The organism is Streptomyces sp. NPDC012474 (genome assembly GCF_042955185.1).
GTDB classification, from domain to species: Bacteria; Actinomycetota; Actinomycetes; order Streptomycetales; family Streptomycetaceae; genus Streptomyces; species Streptomyces cahuitamycinicus.
This window is the reverse complement of sequence record NZ_JBIBEP010000017.1, coordinates 187212-212967: the sequence shown is the minus strand read 5'-3', so window position 1 is coordinate 212967 and position 25756 is coordinate 187212. Positions and strand designations below refer to the sequence as shown.

At 69.1% G+C, this 25756-nt stretch carries 23 protein-coding genes; 10 read left to right on the top strand and 13 right to left on the bottom strand.

Annotated features, from left to right (window positions below; translation table 11 throughout):
* A partial coding sequence (locus ACFY9S_RS31110) for a DUF6531 domain-containing protein (protein WP_391134850.1) occupies nucleotides 1-1899 on the bottom strand: 1899 nt, incomplete at its 3' end.
* 749 nt (nucleotides 1900-2648) lie between these two features.
* Between ACFY9S_RS31110 and ACFY9S_RS31105 the strand changes: the two genes are divergently transcribed.
* A complete protein-coding gene (locus ACFY9S_RS31105; protein WP_391134847.1) occupies nucleotides 2649-2903 on the top strand; it encodes a hypothetical protein in 255 nt (84 codons plus the stop codon).
* Between the two features lie 9 nt (nucleotides 2904-2912).
* On the opposite strand, the gene ACFY9S_RS31100 is transcribed toward ACFY9S_RS31105, so the two are convergent.
* Together ACFY9S_RS31100 and ACFY9S_RS31095 are read right to left on the bottom strand one after the other, a co-directional pair.
* A complete protein-coding gene (locus ACFY9S_RS31100; protein ID WP_391134874.1) occupies nucleotides 2913-3734 on the bottom strand; it encodes an AbgT family transporter in 822 nt (273 codons plus the stop codon).
* 121 nt (nucleotides 3735-3855) lie between these two features.
* A complete protein-coding gene (locus ACFY9S_RS31095) occupies nucleotides 3856-4302 on the bottom strand; it encodes a substrate-binding domain-containing protein (RefSeq protein ID WP_391134871.1) in 447 nt (148 codons plus the stop codon).
* Between the two features lie 245 nt (nucleotides 4303-4547).
* Here ACFY9S_RS31095 and ACFY9S_RS31090 point away from each other — a divergent pair, with 245 nt between their 5' ends.
* The 3 genes from ACFY9S_RS31090 to ACFY9S_RS31080 all read left to right on the top strand — a co-directional run bounded on the left by ACFY9S_RS31090 (nucleotide 4548) and on the right by ACFY9S_RS31080 (nucleotide 7854).
* Nucleotides 4548-5369: a squalene/phytoene synthase family protein gene (locus tag ACFY9S_RS31090; RefSeq protein WP_391134844.1), complete on the top strand. Its 822-nt coding sequence runs from the start codon at nucleotides 4548-4550 to the stop codon at nucleotides 5367-5369.
* Between the two features lie 49 nt (nucleotides 5370-5418).
* Nucleotides 5419-6621, top strand: coding sequence for a polyprenyl synthetase family protein (locus ACFY9S_RS31085; protein WP_391134841.1), 1203 nt, complete (start codon nucleotides 5419-5421; stop codon nucleotides 6619-6621).
* Nucleotides 6622-6765: 144 nt separating this feature from the next.
* Entirely contained in the window at nucleotides 6766-7854 is a 1089-nt protein-coding gene (locus ACFY9S_RS31080) for a polyprenyl synthetase family protein (protein ID WP_391134838.1), read from the top strand.
* 183 nt (nucleotides 7855-8037) lie between these two features.
* Here ACFY9S_RS31080 and ACFY9S_RS31075 read toward each other — a convergent pair whose 3' ends face one another.
* The 4 genes from ACFY9S_RS31075 to ACFY9S_RS31060 form a co-directional block, all read right to left on the bottom strand.
* Entirely contained in the window at nucleotides 8038-8859 is an 822-nt protein-coding gene (locus ACFY9S_RS31075; protein WP_391134835.1) for an ABC transporter permease, read from the bottom strand.
* On the bottom strand, nucleotides 8856-9470 hold the full coding sequence (locus ACFY9S_RS31070; RefSeq protein ID WP_391134868.1) for an ATP-binding cassette domain-containing protein: 615 nt from the start codon (nucleotides 9468-9470) through the stop codon (nucleotides 8856-8858). The genes ACFY9S_RS31075 and ACFY9S_RS31070 overlap by 4 nt, the downstream gene beginning before the upstream one ends.
* 146 nt (nucleotides 9471-9616) lie before the next feature.
* Nucleotides 9617-10297, bottom strand: coding sequence for a polyprenyl diphosphate synthase (uppS, locus tag ACFY9S_RS31065; protein ID WP_391134832.1), 681 nt, complete (start codon nucleotides 10295-10297; stop codon nucleotides 9617-9619).
* 651 nt (nucleotides 10298-10948) lie between these two features.
* Nucleotides 10949-11797 (bottom strand): alpha/beta hydrolase-fold protein, encoded by an 849-nt coding sequence (locus ACFY9S_RS31060; protein WP_391134830.1) that lies wholly within the window; start codon nucleotides 11795-11797, stop codon nucleotides 10949-10951.
* A 409-nt stretch (nucleotides 11798-12206) separates the two neighbouring features.
* Between ACFY9S_RS31060 and ACFY9S_RS31055 the strand changes: the two genes are divergently transcribed.
* Both ACFY9S_RS31055 and ACFY9S_RS31050 read left to right on the top strand, forming a co-directional pair.
* Entirely contained in the window at nucleotides 12207-13412 is a 1206-nt protein-coding gene (locus ACFY9S_RS31055; protein WP_391134827.1) for a hypothetical protein, read from the top strand.
* 258 nt (nucleotides 13413-13670) lie between these two features.
* Nucleotides 13671-14567, top strand: a complete 897-nt coding sequence (locus ACFY9S_RS31050) for a phosphotransferase (protein WP_391134824.1) — start codon at nucleotides 13671-13673, stop codon at nucleotides 14565-14567.
* A 281-nt stretch (nucleotides 14568-14848) separates the two neighbouring features.
* On the opposite strand, the gene ACFY9S_RS31045 is transcribed toward ACFY9S_RS31050, so the two are convergent.
* The 3 genes from ACFY9S_RS31045 to ACFY9S_RS31035 form a co-directional block, all read right to left on the bottom strand.
* Nucleotides 14849-15391 (bottom strand): pyridoxamine 5'-phosphate oxidase family protein, encoded by a 543-nt coding sequence (locus ACFY9S_RS31045; RefSeq protein ID WP_391134821.1) that lies wholly within the window; start codon nucleotides 15389-15391, stop codon nucleotides 14849-14851.
* Between the two features lie 683 nt (nucleotides 15392-16074).
* Nucleotides 16075-16776 (bottom strand): restriction endonuclease, encoded by a 702-nt coding sequence (locus tag ACFY9S_RS31040; RefSeq protein ID WP_391134819.1) that lies wholly within the window; start codon nucleotides 16774-16776, stop codon nucleotides 16075-16077.
* Nucleotides 16773-16985, bottom strand: coding sequence for a hypothetical protein (locus tag ACFY9S_RS31035; protein ID WP_391134816.1), 213 nt, complete (start codon nucleotides 16983-16985; stop codon nucleotides 16773-16775). The genes ACFY9S_RS31040 and ACFY9S_RS31035 overlap by 4 nt, the downstream gene beginning before the upstream one ends.
* Before the next feature lie 423 nt (nucleotides 16986-17408).
* Between ACFY9S_RS31035 and ACFY9S_RS31030 the strand changes: the two genes are divergently transcribed.
* Nucleotides 17409-17906, top strand: coding sequence for a peptidylprolyl isomerase (locus ACFY9S_RS31030; protein WP_391134813.1), 498 nt, complete (start codon nucleotides 17409-17411; stop codon nucleotides 17904-17906).
* A gap of 450 nt (nucleotides 17907-18356) precedes the next feature.
* Here the strand turns inward: ACFY9S_RS31030 and ACFY9S_RS31025 are convergent, their stop codons facing one another.
* Complete coding sequence (locus ACFY9S_RS31025) at nucleotides 18357-18599, bottom strand: DUF5302 family protein (RefSeq protein ID WP_391134810.1); 243 nt, start codon at nucleotides 18597-18599, stop codon at nucleotides 18357-18359.
* A gap of 253 nt (nucleotides 18600-18852) precedes the next feature.
* On the bottom strand, nucleotides 18853-19185 hold the full coding sequence (locus ACFY9S_RS31020) for a hypothetical protein (RefSeq protein WP_391134808.1): 333 nt from the start codon (nucleotides 19183-19185) through the stop codon (nucleotides 18853-18855).
* A gap of 91 nt (nucleotides 19186-19276) precedes the next feature.
* Here ACFY9S_RS31020 and ACFY9S_RS31015 point away from each other — a divergent pair, with 91 nt between their 5' ends.
* Nucleotides 19277-20599, top strand: a complete 1323-nt coding sequence (locus ACFY9S_RS31015) for an aldehyde dehydrogenase family protein (protein ID WP_391134805.1) — start codon at nucleotides 19277-19279, stop codon at nucleotides 20597-20599.
* A gap of 287 nt (nucleotides 20600-20886) precedes the next feature.
* On the opposite strand, the gene ACFY9S_RS31010 is transcribed toward ACFY9S_RS31015, so the two are convergent.
* Nucleotides 20887-23574 carry a SpoIIE family protein phosphatase gene (locus tag ACFY9S_RS31010; RefSeq protein ID WP_391134802.1) on the bottom strand — a complete coding sequence of 896 codons (2688 nt, stop codon included), beginning with the start codon at nucleotides 23572-23574 and terminating at the stop codon, nucleotides 20887-20889.
* A 190-nt stretch (nucleotides 23575-23764) separates the two neighbouring features.
* On the opposite strand from ACFY9S_RS31010, the gene ACFY9S_RS31005 reads away from it, so the two are divergent.
* Both ACFY9S_RS31005 and ACFY9S_RS31000 read left to right on the top strand, forming a co-directional pair.
* The gene (locus ACFY9S_RS31005; RefSeq protein ID WP_391134799.1) at nucleotides 23765-24892 is read left to right on the top strand and encodes a SpoIIE family protein phosphatase; all 1128 of its coding nucleotides are present in this window, start codon (nucleotides 23765-23767) and stop codon (nucleotides 24890-24892) included.
* Between the two features lie 221 nt (nucleotides 24893-25113).
* Nucleotides 25114-25686 carry a hypothetical protein gene (locus tag ACFY9S_RS31000; RefSeq protein ID WP_391134877.1) on the top strand — a complete coding sequence of 191 codons (573 nt, stop codon included), beginning with the start codon at nucleotides 25114-25116 and terminating at the stop codon, nucleotides 25684-25686.
* Nucleotides 25687-25756: the final 70 nt, after the last annotated feature.

Genomic DNA, 25756 nt, shown 5'->3' with positions numbered 1-25756 from the left:
CAGCGCCGTCTGGGCGCCGTTCTGCAGGGTGCGGACGCTCTCGCGGTTGAGCTTGTCGTAGGTCCAGCCCGTGCTGCCGGAGGCGTCCGTGCGGGATCTGACGTTGCCGTCGCCGTCGTAGGAGTAGGTGACCGTGGCGTTGGTCGAGGACACCTTCGTCACGCGGTCGCGGTTGTCGTACACGTAGACCGTCTTGATACCGCGCCCGTCGGTGACGGTCTCCACCCGGCCCAGCGCGTCGTACGTGTAGGTCGTCTTGCCCAGCGGCGCCGGCGGAGTGACGGTCTTGAGGTTGCCCTTGGCGTCGTACGTGAACGAGGTGACCTTGCCGCCCGCGTCCTTGGCGGTGCAGCGCTGGCCCTCGAAGCCGCCGCAGGTCGGGGTGTCCTTGTTGTACGTGTACTCGCGCGTTCCGCCTGCGGTACCGGTCGTCGTCACCGACATCGTGTTGCCGTTGGTGTCGTACTTGAAGGTGTCCTTGCGGCCGTCCGCAGTGGTGAAATCGTTCGGCAGATCCGTGCCTGCGACCGTTTGGTAAGCCGTCACGGACGCCGTCGCGCCGAGCGGGAGCTTCTGGGAGATGGCGTTGTTGCGGCCGTCCCAGCCGTAAGTGGTGGTGTTGCCGCCGGTGCCGTCCATGCCCGTGCCCATCGCATCGATCGCGGTCTGCAGGAGACGGTTCGTGTACTTCGCGTGGCGTGAGTGGTCCAGCGGGTCGGTGACCTTGGTGACCTCGCCGTCCGCGTTGTGCACGTACTTGGTGGCGTCGCCGTCGGGATCGGTCACCGTCGTGGTGCCCGCGTCGGAGGGGGTGTCGGCCGTGTAGTCGTAGCGCCAGGTCGGACCGATGTGGCCGTTGCCGGTCACCTCGGTGGCGCGCTGCATGGACCTGACGCGGTTGTGGGCGTCGTAGGTGAACAGCGTGATGGTGCCCTCGGGCGTGGTCACCTTCGTCAGGCGGCGAGAGGAGTCGTACGCGTAGGCGGTGGCCTTGCCGTCGGTGTCGGTGACCTTCGCCAGGTTGCCCGCCGGGTCAAGGTCGAACACGGCCGTGCGGCCCGTGTGGTCCTTGGCCTGCCACTGGCTGGGGTCCGTCTTCACCAGGTCGATCCACCCGCCCGAGCGGGTCTCGGTCAGCTTGAAGCCCTTGTGCTCGCTGCCCTCGTCGTGCTGGTCGACGGTGATCACACCGTCGTTCTTGTCCGTGACCTTCGTCAGGGTGCCGTGCTCGTCGTAGGTGTCCTTCGTGCCCGACTTGCGGTCGGTCAGGGTGTAGATGCCGTCCGCGTTCCTCTTCAGATCCTTGGAGTAGCCCGTCGGCGTGGTGTAGCCGCCCGTGGACGTCTCCTTGAACCGCAGCGTGTCGCCCGTGGCGTCGTAGACGACCACCTCACCGTCGCCGGCCTGGAGATAGCGCTCGTAGGCCTGCCACCAGCGCTGCGACACCTTCCCCCACGGCGCCTCGAGGGAGTTGTACGTGCGGGTGAGCTGAATTTTCTGGCCGACACCGGCGATGTCGAAGTCCGTCGCGGCGAGCATCAGGTTGCCGTTGGAGACGTTCACCCGCGCCACCAGCGCATCGTTCAGGCGCGTATCGATGATGCGGTGCCAGGGCACCTCGCCCTGCCCCTCCGGGGTGAAGGGCGTGGCCTCGGCAGCGGCCGCCGGGCGGGCCACGGATCCCTTGGCCTTCCCGCCGGTGGCACGAGCCTTCTGCACCGCCCGCCAGGCCGCGACTTCGGCGGACGGCTCGGCCTCAGCCTGAGAGTCCGGCGCTTTGACCGAGCCGGCCGGCGTCGCGGGAGCCTCCACCTTGGTCGGTCTCGTCCAGGGACTCTCCGGCTCCGGCAGCTCCGGCTTCGGGATAGCCGCCAGACCGGGTGCTGCGGCGATCACCACGGCGGCCGTGGTGATCGCCGCAACGAGAGCGGTTCTGTGTGTTCTCCGGGCACGCCGAAACGACGTGCTTCCAGCACGTGAATGCATCAGCTTCCCCCCACAGGAAGTCAGACAGACAGTCAGAACTGGTGACCCACACGGTCACCTCAGCCCCACAACCTGTCACAAGAAGCACACAAACCGTCCGGCCGTGCCCCGCAACACCCGCCTCATGCGGGCCGGAATCAGCCCGACCACTTCCACTGGGCGAACGTGGACACATCCGAGTAACCCGCCAGCCCTGAAGGGGGGAATTGTCTGTTCCGTTATCGATTTCTGGGGTCACACTGACCGAAATCCTTCGACTAGGCCTCAATCGGTACATCGCGCACGGCTAGCGATCACTTTTCGGCCAGGTTCAGACCTGGCAGTAATAGACACAGTGAGCGCTTACCAGCCCTTGAACGCGAAACCACACCGGCACGACTTGTCTCAGAGCAAGCGACCGGTACACAGGACCGGTGTGGCCACAGCTTCACTCCATGCACACTTACGCCGTCCGGCACATTCCGCCACTGCCCACGCCCTGCGAAGGACTCCCCCGCGATGAGTGAACCCGGCAGAGTTCTGCCCTCTTGCCGCACCCGCCGCACATCCGACCGGCCTGCCCGTGGCGTCCAGTACACCGGCCGACTCCTGTGCTGGAGCCTCGCCACCGGGATGGCCACCTCGAGCCCGGCCCGATCAACACCCCGTTCGGGGACCACAGCGTGCAGGGCGACACACTGTTGCCGCTCTACGCGTCAGGACGGCGCAACTTCGACGAAGTGCTGGCCAAGAACCTCAGCGGCGGCGACGATCCCGCCACCGTGGCCAAGGTGATCCTCGCGGCGGCCACTGACAAGAACCCGAAACTGCGGCGCACCGCCGGCTCGACGGCCGCCGGCATCAGCGCGTTCCATCGCGTCCTTCCGGCCCGGATCTTCGACCGTATCGTTCGCAAGTTCAACCGGATGCCGAACTGACGCTGCCTTTCAGACAACCGCTGATGTACCCAGGAGAGTCATGCAGCGGCACCAGGACACGGTCCGGCGCGGTGCATAGAGCACCCGGCGTTTCGGGAAGGCGAAGAGGAACGGCGTCATCGCGCTGACGGTCGCCGCTACTGCGGCCGTCCTGGCCCCGGCGTCCGTCCCGGTCGCCGGCGGAGCGTCCGCCCCGTGGCTGACCGACACCGCTCTCGCACCGGTGCCCACCGAAGTCCTGCCGATCGGCGCCAACGGGCTCCGGTTCCACAACGGCGCCCTGTGGGCCACCAGCTTCGACAAGGGAACACCGCTGCGGATCCCGGTCACCGCCGCTGGCACGCCCGGCCCGGTCCGCCTGGTCACCGGCGGCCTGCCCAACATCGACGACACCAACTTCCTCACCCCCGCTCCGACATCGTCGTCTTCGCGGCACAGAACGGCTCCTTCTCGAACAACGGCCCGGACCGGGTCGTTGTCATCTACCCCGACGGCACCATCAAGCCCTCCTGACCAGCGCGGGCGGACTCGCCTCTCCCTCCGGGACGGCAGGAAACCCACGATCATGCCCAGCACGGGAGATCGTCCGACCGCCTTGAAGACCAGGGCTGCCAGCGGGATGAGAATGACGTACGCGCTGTAGGAGAGGAACTTCGACAGCGCGCCGGCGAGGCAGACCGCGAACACGGCGTAGCCGGGGCTCACCCGGCCCAGGGCATGCCGGGCCAGGGACTCGAGCATGCCGGAGCGGTCGGCGACGGCGAGGCCGAGCATGATGATGATCATGGTGCCCAGCGGGCCGAAGGTCAGGAATGACTCCTCGACCCCCAGGAGCAGCTCGCGTATCGCGAGCGGCCGAGGTGGTGTCCCCGCCGCCGGAGCGGCCGGCTGCTCCTGGCGTTGAGGCCGGCAGTCCGGCGGGGGCCGTCCCCAGGTCGGCGGGACCCCGCCCTCAGAGGTCCAGGATGACGGGGGACGGCAGGGTGGGGTCGGTGGAGGCCCTGACCACCAGCTCGGGAGGCAGCCGTTCGGACTTCACCTGCTCGCCGTCAAGACGTCGGACGAGCAGTTCGACGGCGAGGCTTCCCATCTCGTGCATGGGGGAACGTACGGTGGTCAGCGGGATGGGCAACTCCCGCGCCAGCGGCGTGTCGTTGAAGCCCGCCACCGCCACGTCCATGCCGGGGCGCAGACCGTGGTCGCGCAGGGTGCCCAGGAACCCGATCGCGGCGAAGTCATTGACGGCGAAGATCGCCATCGGCCGCACCCGTCCGCGCAGGAGTCGCTCGGCAGCCAGGCGGCCCCCCGCGGCGTCGAAGGCGGAGCGCACGATCCTGGAGGCGGGGAGCCGGATTCCCGCCTCCAGGTAGCGGTCACGGAATCCGGCCGCCCGCTCGATTCCGGTGCTGGCGTACGGGCGCGCGTGGTTGGCCCTGGGGGCGAAGAGTGCGGTCGATGGCGTGACAGATGACGTGCTCCGTTCGTTGATCTGACGGATCGGCGTTGGTGTGTATGTCCTCCTGCCTGCACGCCTCTCTATGTGAGCGAGGGAAGCCCGTGCGTTCTTGGCGGCGGTGTCTGGATGCGGCGGGAGTGGAAGGGCGGCGGCTGCGAGCCGACTACGGTCACGTAGCGCGGTTCCTCATGCGTAGTGATCCGGCGGCTTACGCCGCTGCTCGGGTTCTGGCGCCGGCGGCATCCCAGCCGCATCTGCTCGCCGGTTTCGCGTTCGCGTCCTTCACCGACGATGTGTGTGATTCGGGCGCCCTCGAGGAGCGCAGGCGACGCTTCGACCGGTGGGTGAGCCTGGTGCGGACCGGGTTGGACACCGGCCGGGTGGAGCACCCGCTGCTCCGGGCCTTCCTGCACACTTCCGCAGAGTGTGGCCTGCCGCGGCGCTGGGTTGAGTCCTACCTGGAGGGTACGCAGATCGATCTGGGCTTCCCGGGCTTCGTCAACGAATCCGACTACCAGGCATACATCGATCAGCTCACCTGGCCGTTCGCCATGCTCACCACCGGCCTGGTGCAGCCAGGTGGTGGTGACGAGCAGTTCGCCCGCTCCTGCCGGCTGCTCGCCGACGGGTGCCAGCGCACCGATTTCCTCGCCGACCTGGCGGAGGATCTGCGGGGCGGAAACCTCTACCTGCCTGTCGATGACCTTCAGCGGCACGGCGTGACGCGTGGCGATCTCGAGCAGGGCCGGGACACTCCCGGTGTCCGCGCACTCATCTCAGCGACCGCCGACACGGCGCATGCCACGCTCGAAGAGGCGAGCCGAATCGTCGACGAAGTCGCAGAGCCTCATCGTCCGTTGGTGCGCTGTGTGTTGCGTCTGCACCATCAGCGGCTTCGGGCCATCGCTTCTCGGGGTGCCGGTGTCGCGCGCGGTCCCGTGCGGGACCAGCCGGTGGCGTGTCTGCGTCTGCTGGTTCAGGAGCGCCGGACCGCTGTGGAGCGGGCGTGATCCAGCACCGTTCCTGTCGTTGAGGATGCATGCAGATCAAATGCGTGACGTGGCGCTGCAGGCGTCGCAGACTGTTGCGGAAACCGGGCGTACCGGCCGGGCCGAACTGCCGGGTTCCGCTTTTCTCGAGCCCGTCCGGTCAGCATGTGGCCCGGGTCGCAGGGGTGGGCCTGTGACATCGGCTGCCACTGCGATCCAGGAAGAGATCGACCTGCCGTCGGTGCGCGAGCGAGTCGATGCGGTACTGCAGGGTTTCCTGGACGGCAAGATCCGCTCGGCGGGCGGGCGGAACCTTCCACCGGAGGTCGTGGACACGCTGCGGTCCTTTCTGACCGCCGGCGGCAAACGCATCCGTGCCCTGCTGTGTGTGGTGGGCTGGCATGCCGCCGGCGGCCGTGGGGACTCGGAGTCCGCTGTGCGGGTGGCCGCGTCGCTTGAGCTGTTCGTAGCCTTCGCCCTCATTCACGACGACATCATGGACGACTCGGTCAGCCGCCGTGGCCGCCCCGCCGTTCACCGGGCCCTGCGCACCCGCCTGGTTCCGTCGCAGCGAGCGGAGCGGCTGGGTGCGGGTGGCGCCCTGCTGGTGGGCAACCTTGCTCTGATCTGGGCGCAGGAGCTGCTGCACACCGCTCAGCTGTCGTGCGAAAGGCGGCAAGCGGTGCACGCGTTGTACGACGCGATGCTGGAAGAGGTGATGTACGGCCAGTACTTGGACGTGATGGGCACCGGCCGGGACGCGGACGATGTCGAGGCGGCGTTGCGGATCGTCCGCTACAAGACCGCTACTGCGACAGTCGAGCGTCCCCTGCAGTTGGGCGCTGCCGTCGCCGGGGCCGGCGCGGAGGTCCTGGACCGGTTCACGGACCTCGGGCTGCCGCTGGGCGAGGCTTTCCAGCTCCGGGATGATCTGCTGGACGTGTTCGGCAGCACGGACGGAGCGTGTGCTGCGGGACTGGGTGATCTGCGGGAGGGCAAGCGCACAGTGCTCCTGGCTCTGGGCATGCAGATGGCCGGTCCCGAGCAGCGGCAGCGTCTTGGTGACCTGGTGGGCCGGTCCGACCTGGACGAGCGTGGGGCGGGCGAAGTGAGAACCATCCTGGAATCGACGGGAGCGCGAGAACGAACAGAGGCCATGATCACTGCTCGGTACGATGACGTCGTGCAGGCGCTGGAGACGGCTGCGTTCCCGCCCGCCGCCTACCGCGCGTTGCACGGGCTGGCCGTTGCCGCCGTCTCCTACAGCTCCTGAGCCCGGGGCTTCCCAGTCCCGACAGGCCGTCGTAGAGCGCTGGTGCACCGGCCGGGCAGTGCAGCGCACACCGGTGCTTCGCTCCCGGCTGCCGCCGACCGGTCTGCGCCTGTCCCCAGTCCTTTCGATCAGGAGGTCTCCCCTGTGACTGACACCGCTGTCCCGACCGTCCAGATCCGGGCGCGTCTGGCCGGATACGAGAGCCGCTTCAGCACGCTGTTCGAGGAGTACTTCCACACGCTCGGCACTGATCTCGAGGTGCCGTCGTTCAGCAGGTTCACGCCCGAGTGCCTGAACCTGCTGCGGGATCTGTCGTTGCGCGGGGGGAAGCGGATGCGCGTGGCGCTGGTATATGAAGCCGCCGGTCTGGTGACCGACGAGCCGGTCGGGGCAGCGGATGTTGCCGCGCTGAGCGTCGAGCTGCTACAGACGCACGGGCTGATCCACGACGACATCATCGACGACAGCCCCACCCGCCGGAACGGCCCCTCCACCTACCACGCCTACCAGCACAAGTTCCCCGACCGTCCGCAGGCCGCCATCGGACTGGCCATCCTTGCGGGCGACCTCGCGCTCGCTCTGTCCCTGCGGGTACTGCTGGAGTCCACAGCACCCCCTGCGATCCGGCAGGCCATGGTCGAAGTGCAGACCAGGGCGGCGTCGGACACCTTCGTGGGCCAGATCCTCGACCTCGAGCGCGACTTCTCCCCGGCCACGGACGAGGAAGCGCTGCACTGCGTGGCCGACTACAAGACCGCCCGCTACTCGGTCCTGGCCCCCATCCAGCTGGGGTTGCTCGCCGCGGGCGACCAACCCGCCGTCATCGAGGAAGAGCTGCGCCGCTACGCCCGGCTGGTGGGGATCAGCGGGCAGATGCGCGACGACTACCTCGACCTGTTCGGAGACGCACACATCATGGGCAAGCCCATGGGGGCCGACATCCGGGGCGGGCGGCGCAACTACACCGTCCATGCCATCCTCGCGTCCGCCACGGATGCCGAGAAGACCGTGGTGGAGTCCGCGCTCGGTGACCAGAACTGCACCGAGGAGACCATCGCGGCCGTCCGCGAGATCGCCGAGCGCCGGGGGGTGCCGGCGAAGATGCGCAGCGACATGCAGCACTACGCGGAACTGGCCTCGGCCGAGGCGGCCGACTGGCGCCCGAGGTGGCGCCCGGAGGCGGTCGCGTTCTTCGAGTACCTGCCGCAGTGGGCCATGGAACGGACTCGATAGCGCCCGCCGGACGCCGGTGACGATGCCCCTGTGGGCTCGGCGGCTCGGACGCCCGAGGAAGAACGCGCCTCATGTCCCGGGCGCGACGCCCACGGCGAGAGCTCAGTGTGCCGGGCGGCCCCCATACGGTTTGCGGCGATCAAGGCAGACCAGGTACCCGGCCTGCTGCGAGCGAACGGCATGTCACGGCGCCCCGGAAGTAGTGGCGCTCCTAGCGGTGTGCTGATCAGCCGCCTGGGTGGCCGGTAGGCGCTGCGTGCGGGTGCGTACGGCGAAGGCCGTCATGCCCAGCGCGGTCATGCCGAGAGCCCAGCCGGCGCCCAGCAGCAAGGAGCTCCAAGGCACGGTGTGCAGGCCACCGGCTGCGACGGAGGCCTGCACCGCGCCGTGGGCGGGGAGGTAGCGCACGACAGGACTGTCGGCGTTCGGGTTGATCATCGGGTTCTGCAACAACAGGTCGATGGAGCTGGTCATGATGGCCAGGAACATTCCGGCGAGTTCGCTGCGCAGCACGGCCGCGAGCACGATGCCGAACGCTCCGTAGGTGAGGGCGCCGGTGAACATGCCCGCGGCGAAGACCATGGGCTGCGCCGGGTGCCACAGCAGGTGGGTCCAGGCGGTGGCATAGACCGCGACCACGGCGGCAACCAGGATCAGCGTGGCGCATTTCGCCGCCGCCAGACAGGACCGGGGGTAGCCGACCTGCACCAGGCGCCGGTCGAACAGTGCGGAGCGGGCTGTGGCGATGAACATCATGAAGGCGATGACCAAGGTCAGCGCTTGCAGTGCCCCGGTGATCTGGGTGAGGACGTTGGCGTCCATGACCAGCCAGCGGCCCACCGGGCGCACGTGGAAACGCAGCGGTGTCCGGGCCACCACCTCGAACGCCAGGGTCGTCCACAGCGGGACGAACAGCAGCACGATGAGCAGCGCCAGCCGGTTGCGGGCCTGTTCGATGAGCGCGAACCGCAGCGCGGTCCACAGGCAGGACCACCACCGGTTCACGATCCCCACCCGCTCGTGCCGCACTGTTCCGCTTCGCGCAGCACGCCTGCGCCCAGGCGGTACAGGATGTCCAGGCGGGAGGCGTCGTAGGCGAGGTGGGACACGACCAGCACTGCGCAGCCCCGGTCGCACAGAGCCCGGGCCAGGTCCCAGAAGCGCAGGTAGGTGTCCCAGTCGAAGCCCTGGTACGGCTCGTCCAGGAGCAGCACCTGCGGATCGTGCATCAGGGCGAGCACGAGGTTGAGCTTCTGCCGGGTGCCGCCGCTGAGCGTTTCAACGCGCTGGTTCCGGTAGCCGGTGCAGTTCAGCTGATCCAGCAGCTCATAGGCCCGGTCGAGACGGTTCAGGCCGTAGGCCGTCTGGAAGAACCGCAGGTGCTGCTCGACGGTGAACGCCCCATGGAGCAGCGCGTCCTGTGGGCAGCTGCCCACCGTCCCCCGGCATTGCGCCACTCCGCTGTCTGCGGCCAGGTCGCCGGTGAGGATCCGCAACAGCGTGCTCTTGCCCGCGCCGTTCTCACCCACCACCCCTACCAACTGCCCCGGAAACAAATCCAGTGACACCCCCCGGAGGACCGGGCGGCCGCGGTAGCTCTTGCGCACATCCCTCATGTGCAGGCTGGGCCCGCGCGTGGCCGTGGCCGAGGTGTCCCCGTCCAGCGCACGTGCCTGACGACCGGTCGTTCGCATCACAGGTGTCCTCGTCTGCTCGATCACAAATGCGTGTTCCCGGTGCGGTTCCGACGGCGGTCGGCACGTCACAGTCCTCTGCGCTGCCGACGGCTCCGATAGTCCTCACATGCCTCCTCCAAGGCCGACTCGTCGAAGTCAGGCCACAGGAGGGGAGAGAAGTGCAGCTCGGAGTGCAACGTCTGCCACGGCATGAAGCCCGAGAGCCGGGTCTCGCCAGAGGTGCGGATCACCAGATCCGGATCGGGCTGCCCGGCGGTGTCGAGATGCCGGGCCAGTTCGACAGCGTCGACCGGCGCGCCCTCGGAAAGGGGGTTGCCCTCTGCGGTACGGCTTTCCAGGAGTCTGCGCACTGCTCGGGTGATCTCCTCCTGCCCGCTGTACGCCATCGCGAAATTCACCAGCGGGCCCCGCACGGTGCTGCTGCGGTGCGCGTGGTCGCGGAGCTCTTCCGTCACCGGTGGCGGGAGAAGATCCAGATTGCCGAGGAACCCGATACGCCACTGTCCCAAGGATGCGAGGTGTCCTACGAACGCGGCGATGACCGGCAGCCCCTGGTCCACCTCCGCCCGCGGCCGGCGGAGGTTCTCCACGGACGTCGTCCACAGCGTGACGACCTCGATCCCCGTGTCCGTACGGCATCGGTCGAGTAGTTCCAGCGTCCGCTCGCAGCCGCGTCGATGGCCCTCCAGGCTCGGCAGGCCCTTGTCCTCGGCCCAGCGCCGGTTGCCGTCGGGAATGACGGCCAAGTGACGAAGCGAAGGGACAACGGCAGGTGGAGCGGCGACGCTTGACGCGGCGGCGAGCGAGCGGGCGCCTTCGGCGTCGGCCGCAGAAGCAACGGGACTTCGCCCGCCCGAGGAACCCACGCTCACCATGATTCACTCCTCGTCGACAGCCGGTCTCCAGGCCGACGGTGATTCCGTCTCGCCAGTCGTCCACCCGTACAACGACCATTCCGTCCTGACGCAACGCCCGTCGAACACGGCCTGCGCCACGGTCGGGGTTCGCGGTGTGACACCGAACGGCAGCGGCGACCGCCAGGGATCGAACGGAGGGTGGGGAACGAGCGGTTGACGCCGCGGTCATCTGCTCACTCCAGCGCCGCGCTCCAGATCATCAGCCCTTCTGCAACCGGATCGGCTGTGGCTGCAGGTCAGGCAGGCGCCGCCAGCGGGTGCCGAGCTGTCGGCGGCGCTCGGCGAGCTACCCGCTCGGGTAGCGTAGTCGTGAGCTGGGCAGGTCGATCGCGGACGGGTAGGCAAGCACGACGACGCTCCTGGTCAAGCGAGCGACCTTGATTGTGCACTCGCTTCCCGGAGCTTCACTCCTCTGTGCGGCCGGGGTGCAGCACATCTCACCGCGGCCGGCACCGCCAGGTTGCATGATGCAGGTATCGATCAACCCTCCTTGGGCCGCCACAGCCAGCGCAGAGCGTCCGGCAGCAGGACGCCGCCGTGGTTGGGGCTGTGTCCGCCGTCCCCCAGGACGAGGCGGAAGTCGTAGCCCGCTTCAGCGAGAGCGGCTGCCACGCGCAGATTTTCGGCGAGCCAGTTCCACTGTGGCTCGTTCCAGTGCAGGTCGCGGTGGCCGCCTTGCATGAAGATGCGCAGCGGCTTGCGGGGGACGCGGGAGATGAGGCCCGGGTAGGGGTTGCCGTCCGGCATCTGCGCGAAGCTGGACAGGTATCCGATGACGCGACGGAACGTGTCCGGACGCAGCCACGCGGCGGTGAAGGCGCAGTTGCCGCCGCTGCTCCCGCCGCAGATGCCCCACCTTTCGGGCGACTGGGCGATGGTGTAGCGCTCCGCGACCTGCGGGATGATCTCGGTGAGGAGGAAGGTGACGTACCGGTCGTCGAAGGCGTCGTACTCGTTGTTGCGGTTCTTCGGGTTCTCCGCGTCGGGGAAGACACCAGGATCGACGAACACGCCGATGGTGACGGGGATGTCGCCGCGGTGAATGAGGTTGTCCAGGACGATCGCGCCGCGTACCTCCCCTGCGGGGTCCAGGTACCACCATCCGTCCTGGAACACCATCAGGGATGCCGGATCCGCTGGGTCGTACTGTGCAGGCACGTGTACCCAGAACTTCCGGAAGGTTCCCGGGTAGACCTCGCTGCCGCTCCACTCGAACGCGACCGTCTCGCCGGCGGGCACGCCCGGCTGTGGAACGGAATCAGGCCCGTGGATGTAGCGCACGTCCGACTGGTCGATCGGAAGTGGCTGGTAGGGCATCTCGATGCTCACGGGGAGCAACCGTAGGACGGTCACCACCCTTGACCGCAAGGGATATTCCTCCAGACGCTCCACTCGCACCTTCAGTACGAGGCTGAAGAAGGCTCCGTGTACGCGGGAGAAGGACTCGGTTGGTTTCGGTGGACGGTGAAAGTGAGGCGGTCCGCGATCGCCGTGCGGAGCCGTGGATCGGTACGAGCCACTGCCACTGACGCGATGAGACGGGTGTCGCCTGTTGAGTCGAAGGCGCCGGGTCGCCGGGGCACTCCAGGGACGGAGGTTTCACCCCGCTGCCCAGGCGCCTGCCGGTGGAGCGGAGGTTCGTAGGGGCCGGTAGCGGGTTCCGCGGCCTCGCGGTTGCGTTGCGGTTCCGTTATCGCCCGGCGTGCAACCGTGGAGCGGGGGCTGCTGTCATACCGTCGTGATATCCCGTCATCCCTCCCTCGCACGCGCCCGTTTCGGTGTGGCCACAGCCGCGGCCGCCCTGTTGGTCACGGGGTGTTCGGCCGGTGAACCGGCCGAGCACCCCGTCTTCTCGGCCCCGAGGGATCAGCAGCCCGCCAAGGCCCTCGAAGCGACCCTGGCGACGGACGGTTTCGTGTTCCGGCAGACCACGACCTTCGAACTCGGCGCCGGGGAGGCGGAGCTGACGAGCGAGGGCCGGATGGCCCCGAAGGCGGGGCACGCCGTCGGTACCAGGTCCTGGATCTTCACCAAGCGCGTCACCACGGCCGAGCGGGAGGCGCTGCTGGGCCGCTCCCCCGCGCCGTCCCCCCAGCCGTCACAGCTGGGCGTGGCCGTCGACGGGACGGATGTGCTGGTGCGGCCGGGCGCCGCGCCGTACTGGATCCGCCATGCCCCGATCGACTTCACCCTCGACGGCAACCGCAACGTCGAGTCCTTGGCCGGCACTCAGGTCCCGTTCGGCGGGACGCTGCTGGAGCTGCTCGCCTCCGGGGGGCGGGTGACGAAGTCCGCTGCGGCGCGGACCGGCCGCACATACACGGTCCGCACCCCCGCTCCCGCGGCCCTCGCCCTGTTCCCCAAAGACCTGCGGGACCTGCTGCACCGCGGCACCGACGAGGCCGCCGCGCCGCTGCCCGTCGACCTCGAGCTCCACGCCGACGGCGAGGGACGCCTCACCCGCGCCTCGGCCGATCTGGGAGCCCTGAAGGCACGGAAGTGGGGTTCGCTGCGCAGCCTGAAGACAATCCGGGCCGAGCTGACCATCAGCCGACACGGCGCGCCCGCCCCGAAGCTGCCGTCCGCCGCCCGTCAGCTCCCCGCGCAGGACACGGTCCGGGAGATCGACGAACTGGAGCCGGGCGCCTGCTTCGACCCGCACACCGGCACCAGCTCGGACCGCATGGTCGTAGGCCGCCCGTGCGAGACGAAGCACGGCGCCCGCGTCCTGGCCCAGCCGGAGCTGAACCTCACCTACCCGGGGGCAGACGAGGCCCGGCGGCGAGCCGATGCCGCCTGCGACCGGGCAGTCCCGGCCTCCCCCGCCGCCTGGCGCGCAGAGTCCGCCGAGCGAGACACGCACTGGTTCACCTGGCCCACCGACAAATGGGACTGGAACGAGCACGGCGCAGCCCACGCCACCTGCTACGTGCTCACAGACTGACCGCAGATCCACCCCCCACGGCCCATCACTCCCCCAGCCGGGCCTCGCAGCCGGCGACGGCCTCCACGCCGGGGACGGTGCGCAGGAGCCCGGGGCAGGCAACGGGCCGCTGGACAGCCAGGCCGTCTCACACCAGGTGGACTGGCGGGTGATCGGCCCCGCTCGTCCTCCTGCAGCCTCTCGTGGGAGGTCCGGGCGGCGAGGCAGAACGTCTCCATCGGTGATCCGGTGGACCTGCCCTCACTACTGTGACTTCGCATGACCGACATCGAGATCGAGATCACCGCAGACCTGGTTCGCGACCTGCTGAAGGAGCAACATCCAGACCTCGCAGGGCTGACCATCCGGGAGGTGGCGGGCGGCTGGGGCAACCAGATGTGGCGTCTCGGGGACGAGTTGGCCGTGCGCATGCAGCGCATGGACCCCACCCCTGAACTCCAGCTCAAGGAGCGGCGGTGGCTACCCGTGCTGGCCCCGCGCCTGCCGCTCCCGGTGCCGTCTCCGGTCCGGTTCGGCGAACCGTCCGAGCGCTTCCCCAAGCACTGGACCGTCATGACGTGGGTCCACGGCCAGCCGCTGGACCACGGCTCGATCCGCCGCGGCGCCCACGCGGCCGACACACTGGCCGGCTTCCTCAGGGCGCTCCACGTGGAGGCACCCGCCGAGGCGCCGATCAGCTCGGACTTCGGCGCTCACCCCAAGAAGTGCACGGACGGCTTCGACCACTTCTTCGAAGCTGTGGTCCCCGGTGACATTGCCGACGAGGTCCGGGCTGTCTGGGACGATGCCGTAGCGGCCCCCGAGTGGGAACGCCCGGCGGTATGGGTGCACGCTGACCTTCATCCCGCGAACGTCGTCGTCTCGGACGGAACCCTCTCGGGCATCGTCGACTTCGGTGCCATGTGCGCCGGCGATCCGGCGTGGGATCTCGCCGCCGCATGGGTGCTGCTACCCGCGGGCATGGCCTCACGGTTCTTCGAGATGTACGCGCATGCAGACGAGGCTGCGATCCGGCGTGCGCGCGGGCTGGCCGCGATGAAGGGCCTCTTCCTGATGCTCATGGGGCAGAACGGAGATCGGGGTCTTCCCGGCGGCAAGCCGAACTGGGGACCTGCAGGCCGGGCGGCACTTGATCGTGTCCTGATGGGCGTTTGATGCGCGTCTCCCTTGGACTGGGACGCCATCTCCATTTGGTGAGTCCGTGCGCCGATTATTCGGCCGAAGGAAGCCACGGGCCAGGGGGACACAAGGTCACAAAGGCACAGCCGCCGGGGCGGCCGTACTCACTCCGCCCTGCGAATCGTCGCAGTCAGCCACCGGCGACCATAGGGAACACGCTCAGTAGCCGATCGCGGACCGTCGAGGCAACGGTCGCGGCCAAGGACTCGGGGCGTAGCCCCCCCCACGCCGCGAAGCGCCGCCGCCGTGTTCCCTTCTCAGCGCGGAGCCAGCCCGTGGCCTCGGGCCGCCGCTCCGAAGTAGTCGCCGCCCTTGCGCCTGACGTCGTCCGTGCCCCACGCCTGCCCGCCGTCACGGGCCGCACCCTGTCCCCCGTCGACGCTCTGCCGCAGCGGCGCCTTGACCAGCCTCGGTATGTGCTTCGAGCAGTGGATGTATGCCTCCTGGACCTCGACCTCCACCCACATCTGAGGACGGCGGCCCGGGACCGCATCGACAGGGAGGCCGGGGTACCTGCGGCGCATGGCCTCGTCGGTGACCAACTGGGCGCGGCCGTTGACGTGCAAGCCGATGCGGTCCTGGGAGAAGTCGATCATCAGGATCCCGACGTGTGGGTTCTCCCGGATGTTGCCGAGCGAGGCCATGACCCCGTTCCCGCGGTACTCCGGGTATGCCAGGGTCGTGGCATCGATCACCTGGAGAAAGCCGGGTGGTCCGGCCCGGAACGTGCTGTCGCACTCCCCGTGCCCGTCCGCAGTGGCGAGGAAGAACATCTCCTGACGGGCAACGAACTCCGTCATCCGCGAGTTGAGCCGGTCGAGCACCTGTTCGCCGTAGAAGCGATCTGCGCGATCTACGGTGCCCAGATCACGCTGGATCTGATGCTCTCCCTGGCTTCCGGGCCGCTCTGCCCGCTCGTCGTGGTGCAACGGTCCTCCCTGACAGGCATTCAGTCGTGTGCAGCGGTCCACTGGGCCCAGGGAGTGCGAGCGTCTATGTCCGGGCCACGGCCCGGTGTTCACAAGACTCACGTGACCTGATTGCATCGCCGCTCAGGCCGAAAATCGCACCGGCCGTGCCCATCAGGGTAGAGCAGGCCGGCCGAGGGGCTCGGGCCGGGCCACGCCGCCGGGGCCGGATCCGGGTCGGGCCGGCCCCGGCACGGCGGTCCAACCGCAGGTGACGCGGTCCGCCGCCACCATACCGAGCGCTTCGCGTGCCTCGTCCCGGAAGTCGAAGGTGCAGCAACTGGCCGCTGCTACGCCGCAGGGACCGCGGCCGGAGGCCATCAACCGCGACGAAGCCCGCCGGTTGACGGCCTCCGGCCTCCCTGCCTGCCCCACTGCCGGCCTGACATCGGCCTGCGCATCCTCGACGGACCCGTGCGGCGAGGGGTGGAGGGTGATCTTGTTGTTGAGGGGACCCCGGCCACTGCGCCGAGTCGCCCTCAACCGCGAGGTCGCAGCCTGACAAGCTCCGCGGTTCAGCTCAGCGACGTGGGCCGCCTGGGGGGCGGAACAGCCCGCAGCAGCTCCCACAACGGCCGGGAGCCCGAGGCCCACACAGCCAGGGTCTGGCGGTCCACCACGTGCAACCGCTGCTGCTTGGCGAAGTCCACCGCCGGTCTGGTCACCCGGCCGTTCGTCACGATCACCGCGATGTCCGCGCCGTGCACCGGCCGCGCTGTCCCGTTGAGGACCTGTAGATCCGGCGTGCCCACGGCCGAGCCCCGGACGCCGTTGCGGCGGTGCTTGCACTGGATCACCCAGCGCCGCCCGAGCGGGTCGGTGGCTTTCACATCTGCACCCAGGTCGCCGCCCCCGCCGACCCGCTGAGCGTCCTGGCAGCCGTCGCGGCGCATCAGATCCCGGACCGCCTCCTCGAACTTGGCGTGATGCAGCGCATCCAGCTGAGGCAGCCCGTAGCGCAGGCCCTGCGCGCGGACGGCATTCCAACGGGCCTGCTGCCGGAGGTTGGAGAGCCGGCCGATGCCGGCGAGCACGGCGAGCACCAGGGTAACGAGGAGCACCCACCAGTGGGCGATCAGCCAGTTGACCACCATCACCACCAAGCCGATGACCGCCGCCGCCAACACAGCGAAGACGATCAGCTGAGCGTCCTTCTGCTGCTGCCGCTTGCTCGGGCGTCGGGGACGCCGCCGTGCCGGCGGCCGCCGGCGCGTCATCGGCTCACCTCCGCCTCAGGGAACCGGACGGGATACGACACCGTGGGCCGCGGCTGCGCGATGCGCGGCGGCGGAGCGTCGTCGAACCGGATCGGATACCGCACGGTCGACTGCGGCCGCGGGGCCGCCTCTCCGCTCCCCGCCGAGGCGTTGCCGTTGCCGTTGCCTAACGCAACCACGGCTGACGCGAAGCCGGCGAAGATCGTCATCTCTCGTCTGGCACCCGCGGGCCACCGCGAATGCCCCCGCACCGGTGTCCCGTCAGAACGCACATACGGAGCTATCCAAGGCATGGATGCCTCCCCCTCGAAGCGACCGGACCGCCCATGGTGACAGCCGGCAGTGACAATCGGTCCCCGCAGCAGCACATGTGGTGATCAAGGAAGGCTTGAACAGGACGTTGCCAGTGGTAGTGCTCGGGTCGGAGCACCCGAACGGCCGCCGCGGCGGTGGAAGGCACAGTGCGTGGCTGGATGCTTCCGGTACCGCTGATGAGCACCCCCCTGCACCCCTGCACCCCTGCTCATGCGCACCATCGAGAGAAAACCAGGCCGCCACGGTCGGTAAGCACGCGGAGGGTCCTCGGGGTGCCCGAATCGGCCCGGAGGGCGCCAGGTGTCAAGATGGGGGGCATGACTATCAAGGTATTCTTTGACATCACCATCGACGATGTTCCCGCCGGCCGGATCAACATGGACCTGTTCGACGACGTCGCCCCCAAGACCGTGGAGAACTTCCGCGCGCTGGCGACCGGCGAGAAGGGCTTCGGCTACAAGGGCTCGTCCTTCCACCGCGTCATCCCGGAGTTCATGCTCCAGGGCGGCGACTTCACCCGCGGTGACGGTACGGGCGGCAAGAGCATCTACGGCGAGAAGTTCGCCGATGAGAACTTCACGCTCAAGCACACCAAGCCCGGCCAGCTCTCCATGGCCAACGCCGGCCCGAACACGAACGGCTCGCAGTTCTTCATCACCACGATCGTGACGTCCTGGCTGGACGGCAAGCACGTCGTGTTCGGTGAGGTCGCCGACGAGAGCAGCATGGAGGTCGTACGGAAGATCGAGGGCTACGGCTCGCGGTCCGGCCGTACCTCGGCCACCATCACCATCGCCGACTGCGGCGCTCTCTGAGCGTACGCCGCTGGTCCGGGCAGGTGGTCGGAGTGATCGACCCGGGCTGACTGCCGCGTATGTCTCCCGTGCCCGTAGCGCTGGATCAGGCTGCGGGCACCTGCCCGAGGTGACAGCGGAGGACTGGGCGTCGCCGTTCAAGGCTCCGTACAGGCGGCTCACTTGGTCTGCAGGGACGCCGGGCGGACCGGGCATGGTTCTCCCGAGGCGTCACGGCCCGGGCCGGGCGGGGCGTTGGGGTTGCAATCGCCGTTCCCCGCGGTCTGCTTCAGGCCCGGACGTCGGTTCCTTCGGGAGCGGCGCACCGGCTCGCCCTCAGTACTTCCGGGACACACCGAGTCCGTACGCCACAGCAGGCCCTCCCTCGCCCCCGGCAGGGCACAAGCCGCCTCGTCGGTAAGAGTTGGCGGGCTGTGTCCTGCCGGGTCTCGTCTAGCGGTCGTTCTCGCCTCAGCCGCCGCTCTTACGCCGGAACGAACGCTGGTTGGCAGCCGGGCCGTGCGCGCCGCGGATCTTCGACGCGTGAGGATTCGCCGCGAGGTCGGCGGCATCCGCCTGCATACCGCGCTTACGGGCCAAAGCCTCCCGGAACTTGCGCTTCAGGTCGTACTGGCCGTCAGCGTCGGGTGTGAGGGCGGGGCTCTCGGCGTCAGCCGGCTCCGAACCTTCTGGTGTTGCAGACTCTTCGGCCATGGTGACCTCCTGGGCTCGGGCGTTGGAGAGCACAGCTTGTCATGCCGCGTGCCGCGTGAGGTCCACCGTCGGCGTTGGTCCGGCCCTGACGGAACCTTGCAGGTCGTACAGGCCACGGCCGAGTGGTCCGTGAACTCAGCCGCGGCGAACCGTCCCGAGCCGGGCCCGATGCAGGCCGGGCGCGGTGCAGGCCGGGCCCGGTGCAGGCCGGGCGCGGTGAACCGCTGCGCCACCGCGCACAGGACGCGATCCATCACCTGCTCGGGTGGGGTGGTGGGGCGGGCTGCGGGAGCGGAAGGGACCCGCGGGCGAGGAGGGTGCGACGGGTGGGGGCCGGGGCGTCTGACGCGAAGGACAGAAGGTGTACGTCGCTGCGCCGGCTGGTGAGCGCCAGGCGGAGGGCGAGGGCGATGCCGGGCCCGGCGGCGACCATGGCCTGTGCCTCCTGGCAGCCGTGCGAGGAGCAGCCGATCCGCGGCTCGAATCCCGCCTGGCGGCAGCCGCGGCGCAGGACGTCGGCGACGGGATGGTTGTCGGCGCGGGATTCACTCCTGGTCGGCGAGTGGGGCTCGATCCGCTGTGACACACGGCACGGATGGGGTGCGGAAGCGGTGGAATGCAGGAGGGCGGGCAGAAGGTTGGCATATACATCTGACTGTGAGCCCTGTGAGGTACCCGTGAACCACTCCGCCCCTGAGCAGCCCGCCGACGTCGTCGCCCGCCTGCGCACCACCTTCCGCACCGGCCGGACCAAGCCGGCCGAGTGGCGCGTGACCCAATTGCGCCGACTGCGTGACATGCTCACCGAGAACGGCACGGACCTGGTCGCCGCCCTCCACGCCGACCTGGGCAAGAGCCCCACAGAGGCCTTCCGCACAGAGATCGACTTCACCGTCCGCGAGATCGACCACACCCTCGACCACCTCGCCGACTGGCTGCGCCCCGAGCCCGCCCCTGCCCCGGCCCACCTCGGCGCCGACGTGACGGTCTGGACGCAGTACGACCCCCTCGGCGTCGTTCTCGTCATCGCGCCCTGGAACTATCCGGCCCAGCTCCTGCTCGCCCCCGTGGTCGGGGCCCTGGCCGCCGGCAATGCGGTGATCGCCAAGCCGAGCGAGCTGGCCCCCGCCACCTCCTCCGTCCTGGCCCGGCTGCTGCCGGTGTACCTCGACACCGACGCGGTCGCCGTGGTGGAGGGCGGCGTTCCCGAGACCACGGCGCTGCTGGCCGAGCGTTTCGACCACATCTTCTACACCGGCAACGGCACGGTCGGCCGTATCGTGCTGCGCGCCGCCGCCGAGCACCTCACCCCGGTCACGCTCGAACTCGGCGGCAAGTCACCGGCGTTCGTCGACCGCGACACCGACCTGGCCGTCGTCGCGGACCGGCTGGCCCGCGGCAAGTTCCTCAACGCCGGACAGACCTGCGTCGCCCCCGACTACGTCCTGACCGATCCGGATACCGCGGCGGCCCTGGAACCGCTGCTCGCGAACGCCGTGAAGGCGCTGTACGGCAGCGACCCGGCCGCCTCCGGCGAGTACGGGCGGATCATCAACGAACGGCACTTCGACCGGCTCGCCGGCCTGCTCGACTCCGGCCGCACCGTGGTCGGCGGCACGAGCGACCGGGCGGCGAAGTACCTCGCGCCCACCGTCCTGGCCGACGTCGCCGCCGACGCGCCCGTCATGCGCGAGGAGATCTTCGGCCCCATCCTCCCGATCGTCACGGTCCCCGGCCTCGACGAGGCGATCGACTTCGTCAACGACCGGGACAAGCCGCTCGCCCTGTACGTCTTCACCGAGTCCGACGGGACACGGAGCCGGTTCGCCGCCGAGACCTCTTCGGGCGGCCTGGGGTACGGCCTGCCGCTGGCCCATCTGACCGTCTCCGACCTGCCGTTCGGCGGGGTGGGAGAGAGCGGCATGGGCAACTACCACGGCCGCTACTCCATAGAGACCTTCAGCCACCGCAAGGCGGTCCTGGACAAGCCGCTGCGCTGACGAGCCCGGCGGGTATCCGACGCGGCCTCAGCTCATCATCTGCTTGTCGTGCAACGCCCGGCCGGACTTGGGCCGTGGTCGGAGGGTTCCGTGACAGGCAGGACGGCGGCCATGGCCGTGTCACCCGCGACACGCCCGGATCGAGTGAGCGATCGCCGTCTGCATCATCGCCCTGGACACGGGACTGATCAGGGGTGGATGGCTCGGCAGCCCGACGTCCTTGGGGTCCGCCGGGCTCGGGTCCTCGGCCCGGCGGGAGATCCCCACAGCGAGATCAAGACGACGTGTCAATGATCCGCAAGCCCTTGGGGCAGGGCCTGTTCGGCCCAGATCACCTTTCCTTGCGGGGTGTACCGGGTTCCCCAGCGCTCAGCCATCTGCGACACCAGGAACAGGCCCCGGCCGCCCTCGTCCGTCGTCGCGGCGTAGCGCAGATGTGGCGAGGTGCTGCTGCCGTCGGCCACCTCGCAGATCAGCGTCCGGTCGCGGATCAGCCGCACGTGGATCGGCCCGGAGCCGTAGCGGATGGCGTTGGTGATGAGCTCGCTCAGGATGAGCTCCAGGGTGAAGGCGACCTCCGACAGGCCCCATGCTTCGAGCTTTCGGGACACGGCGTCGCGCATACCCGCGACAGCGGCGGGGTCCGGTGGTACGTCCCAGTCGGCGATCCGGTCGGGCGGCAGTTGCCGCGTGCGGGCGACGAGCAGGGCGACGTCGTCCTTGGGGCGTCCGGGAAGCACACGGTCCAGCACGTTTTGGCAGGTCTCCTCGGGTGACCGACCCGGGCTGCCGGTGAGCGCTTCGCGCAGCAGCTCCATTCCCACATCCAGGTCGCGTCTGCGGTCCTCGATGAGGCCGTCGGTGTACAGGACGAGCTGGGTTCCCTCATCGAGGCAGAACTCAGCGGTCTGGAACGGCATGCCGCCGAGGCCCAGCGGTGGACCGGCGGGCACGTCCGGGAACGTGACGGTCCCGTCAGGCCGGACCAGCGCGGGCACCAGATGCCCCGCCCGTGCCATGACGTAGCGGCGCGTCACGGGGTCGTAGATCCCGTACAGGCAGGTCGCGCCCACGACGCCCGCCGCGCTCTCCGCCGCCTCGCTCTGGTCGATGCTTCCGACCAGGTCGTCCAGATGGCTCAGCAGCTCGTCGGGGGGCAGATCGAGGGCGGAGAAGTTGTGCACCGCCGTACGCAGCCGTCCCATCGTGGCGGCGGCGTGGAGGCCGTGCCCGACCACATCTCCGACGGCCAGTGCCACCCGGCTGCCCGGCATGGGAATCACGTCGAACCAGTCTCCGCCCACGCCCGACTGGGCGGGGAGGTAGCGGTAGGCGATGTCGAGGGCGTTCTGCTCGGGCATGGCCTGCGGCAGCAGACTGCGCTGGAGGGTGACCGCCAGGGCGTGCTCGCGGGTGTAGCGGCGGGCGTTGTCGATGCTGATCGCGGCACGGGCCACCAGTTCTTCCGCCAGCGACACGTCCTCGTCGTTGAAGCGCTCATGCTGTTGCGTGCGCCAGAAGGTGGCCATGCCCAGCACGACGCCGCGGGCCTGGATGGGGGCGGTGATGAGGGAGTGGATGCCGTAGTCGATGATCGCCTTGGCCCGCTCCGGGTCCTGCACGCGCCAGTCCGTGGCGGTCGGCAGATCGCTCACGAGCTGGGAGCGGCCGCTGCCGAAGCCGCGCGCCTGCGGCGTGGCGGGGAGATAGTCGAATAGCCGGCCCTGTTCGGTGAGCGGGTGGTTGTCCACGATGCCGGACACGGCCGCGCGTCGCATGTCCGTCCCCGTGGGGGCCGGCTCCTCGCCGTGCAGGACGGCGTCGGCCAGGTCCACGGTGACGAAGTCGGCGAAGCGGGGGATGGGGACCCGGGCCAACTCATCGGCGGTGCGCAGCACGTCCAGGGTGGTGCCGATGCGCAGTCCGGCGTCGTACAGCAGCCTGAGCCGCTCCCGTGCCACCTCCGCCCTGCCCGTCACCGCCTGGAGCTCGGTGGAGTCGCGTAGTGTCACCACCGTTTCTCTGGGGCCTCCCTCGCGACCCGTGGGCCGCTGGTTGACCGCGATGAGCCGCTCTCCCGCGAGGTGCACCTCGTCGGTGACCTCACGCCCGGAGGCGAGGAGCGCCTTCGTCTCGGGATCGAGGCCCGGCAGTTCCGAGACGAGCCGCCCCTCGATGTCCCGGGGCAGCTCCAGCAGTCGTCTGGCCTCGTCGTTCGCCAGCATCAGCCGTCCGTCGGCGGCCACGATCAGCACCCCTTCGCGAACGGAGTGGAGCACTGTGTCGTGGTGCTCGTACATCAGCGCCATCTCGTCCGGGGCCAGGCTGTGTGTCTGCCGTCGCAGCCGCCTGCCCACCAGCGCCGTCACGGTGGCGGACAGCACGAGCGCTCCCGCCCCCGCGCCCAGGATGATTGGTAGTTGCCGGTTCAACTGACTTTCGACATTCTCGACCTTCATCCCGGCCGAGACGAGGGCCACCACCTCGCTGTCGGCGCTCTCGACCGGGACCGTGGCCTGTACCTCGCGGCCGAGCGGCCCGTCGACGCTCTCCACGTAGACCCTCCCTGCCAGCGACGGCCCGATCTCACCCACGAACCGCCGCCCGATCCGGTCCGGCAAGGGGTGCGTGTACCGGATGCCCTCGGTGTCCATGACCACGATGAAGTCGACGTCGGCGGCCCGGCGCGCCGCCTCGGTGAGCGGCTGGAGGGTCTTGCTGGGGTCCGGGGTCCGCAGTGCCGCCTGGACGCCTGGCGAGTGCGCGAAGGTCTGCGCCACGGCCATGGAGCGGCGCCTGGCCTCGGCGCTGGTGTCCCGCTCCGACTGCAGGATCAGAGCGAAGACGCCGCAGGCCACGAGCAGCACTACCAGGGCTACCTGGAAAACCAACACCTGCCCGGCAACAGTCCGCGTGCTCTTGATGATCAGACGCTTGACCGACAGGTGTCGAAGACGGGCGAAAGGACTCGCCATGCGACCTTTGTAACACTGGTGATCCCAAGTGGCCAGGGCGCGTCCGATCCTTGTTCGACCGGTCTCGGGCTTTTGCGCAGCCGTGCGCCGCGCGTTCTCACCTCTCGGAACCCAGATCGTCCGCCGCGGCATCTCGTGCGCGGAAGATCCTTCCACCCCCCGTGCCCGATTGGACCGATAAGATGCTTTTGTGATCACGTCTGCACGGCCGTGGCGCCGTCGCCCCGCCTACAGCGGCCGATGGGAAGCTGCCCGGCTGTCGCCGCTGATCCTGACCGTTCTCATCGCCGGCCTGGCGTTCTCCACCCCCAGGGAGATCGCATTCAGCCGCCTCCTGCCCGCCGCACCCGCCCTTGCGGCCGCGATGTGGCCGGTGCTCCCCACGATGTCGCTGGGGGTGTTCTGCCTCCTGCTCATGATCGTCCTCAGCTTCTTCCACACCGATCTGGGGACGCAGTACACGTCGGCCGCGATCATCGCGGTCACCTTGGCGGCCGCATACGGTAGTCATGTCCGGCTTCAGCGGGAGGAGACGCTCTTCCAGGTCCGGCTTGTCGCCGACACGGCCCAGAAGGTGCTGCTGCGCCCGCTGCCGCGCCGCATCGAGGGCGTCGAGATCGAATCGCTGTATCTGGCAGCCCAGGAACAGGCCCGGATCGGCGGCGACTTCTACGAGGCGATCGGTACCCCGCACGGGGTCCGGCTGCTCATAGGCGACGTGCGGGGCAAGGGCCTGTCCGCTGTCGGCGCGGCCTCGGCGGTGATCAGCTGCTTCAGGGAGGCCGCCTACGACGAACCCGACCTGCAGGGCATCGTCCACCGCCTGGAGACCACCGTCATACGCCACAGCGCCGCGTTTCCCGTCCAGGACCAGCCCGAGCACTTCGCCACCGCTCTCCTCGCCGAGATCCCGCACGGCGGCGGCCGGCTACGACTTCTCAACTGCGGGCATCCCCCGCCACTGATCGCGCATGGTGGGAAGGTCAGGGTCCTGGAGCCCACCATCCCCTCCCCGCCCCTCAACCTCGCGGCGCTCATCGGTGACCGCTACTGGGTCGACAGCGTCTCCTTCGCCCCGGGTGATCAATTGCTGCTCTACACGGACGGCGTATCGGAGACCCGGGACCGCACGGGCCGGTTCTTCCCCTTGTCGGACTGGATGAAGCGGCAGGACCGGGAGCACCCCCGCGAGGTGCTGGACCAGCTGCACCGGGATCTGCTCCGGCACAGCGGCGGAAGGCTCGACGACGACATCGCGGCCCTCGCACTGAGGCACTCCACCGCACTGGACCGGGGAAGCGTCGGTACCGGGGGCTGACGTCGGCACCGGGGGCTGGCGTCGGCCCGTGAACCCGCGCGGAGGAAAGCGCACCTCTCGGTTTGCCGCTCTGCCCTCGGCAACGTACTGGCCCGGTTCTGCAAGGTCGTCCCGGCGACTCATGATCCCCGTCGTGTTGGCAACAGGGGCAACGATGTTCCCGTGGCTTGCTAGCGTGGTGCGGCAATCACCTGCTGCAACTGTGTCGGTCCGGGGGGATCATGCGCCATGCCGCCAGAGCATTCGTGCTCGCCGCAGCCTGTCTGAGCCTTGTTGCCTGTTCTGATGGTGACGGCGCGAGTGATCCGCAGCCGACCCCGCGCACCGCGCTCACATTCGGACAGACCGCCGACACCGCCGGCGTCGACGGGAAGGGCGCCGCGCAGATCACCCCGGAAACCGTCGTCTACGTCGACCAAGCCGGCGCCGGCGCTCCGGAGCACGGTCTCTTCGCTGTGGTCGCGTTCAGAGCAGGAAATCGGGCCGAGGATTCGGTGACGACCACTGCCGCCCAGGGCGGCTTCCGGTGGAAGACGCTCGACGGGAAGACCATCAAAGCCTCAAACACCGACGGGGCAGGAAGTATCGCCCCCGTCGGCTTCGACGACGGAGGCGGCAAACCGGTGGTGCGGGCCGATACCCACCAGGTCAACACCGTTGCGTTCGACATCACCCCTGCCCAGAGGGGCGGCACCCTCGTCTACGTTGATGGCAACGGCGTCGCGTTTCGCTGGAGGGTTCCTCCCACAGATTCAGGGCCCACCGCGAAAGCGCTGAAATCCGCCCTGAAGTAGGTCGTTCTCGCCGGTCCCCTGGACACCGCTGACATTTCGATGCCGAGTGGGAGCGCGTGTTCCTGCGGCT

What these genes read in the sequence shown, in the direction of transcription:
- ACFY9S_RS31090 (WP_391134844.1), top strand. Translation starts at nt 4,548, where the DNA reads ATGCGTAGTGATCCGGCGGCTTACGCCGCTGCTCGGGTTCTGGCGCCG.
- ACFY9S_RS31070 (WP_391134868.1), bottom strand. Translation starts at nt 9,470, where the DNA reads ATGAGGGATGTGCGCAAGAGCTACCGCGGCCGCCCGGTCCTCCGGGGG.
- ACFY9S_RS31050 (WP_391134824.1), top strand. Translation starts at nt 13,671, where the DNA reads ATGACCGACATCGAGATCGAGATCACCGCAGACCTGGTTCGCGACCTG.
- ACFY9S_RS31045 (WP_391134821.1), bottom strand. Translation starts at nt 15,391, where the DNA reads ATGACGGAGTTCGTTGCCCGTCAGGAGATGTTCTTCCTCGCCACTGCG.
- ACFY9S_RS31040 (WP_391134819.1), bottom strand. Translation starts at nt 16,776, where the DNA reads ATGACGCGCCGGCGGCCGCCGGCACGGCGGCGTCCCCGACGCCCGAGC.
- ACFY9S_RS31035 (WP_391134816.1), bottom strand. Translation starts at nt 16,985, where the DNA reads ATGACGATCTTCGCCGGCTTCGCGTCAGCCGTGGTTGCGTTAGGCAAC.
- ACFY9S_RS31030 (WP_391134813.1), top strand. Translation starts at nt 17,409, where the DNA reads ATGACTATCAAGGTATTCTTTGACATCACCATCGACGATGTTCCCGCC.
- ACFY9S_RS31025 (WP_391134810.1), bottom strand. Translation starts at nt 18,599, where the DNA reads ATGGCCGAAGAGTCTGCAACACCAGAAGGTTCGGAGCCGGCTGACGCC.
- ACFY9S_RS31010 (WP_391134802.1), bottom strand. Translation starts at nt 23,574, where the DNA reads ATGGCGAGTCCTTTCGCCCGTCTTCGACACCTGTCGGTCAAGCGTCTG.
- ACFY9S_RS31000 (WP_391134877.1), top strand. Translation starts at nt 25,114, where the DNA reads ATGCGCCATGCCGCCAGAGCATTCGTGCTCGCCGCAGCCTGTCTGAGC.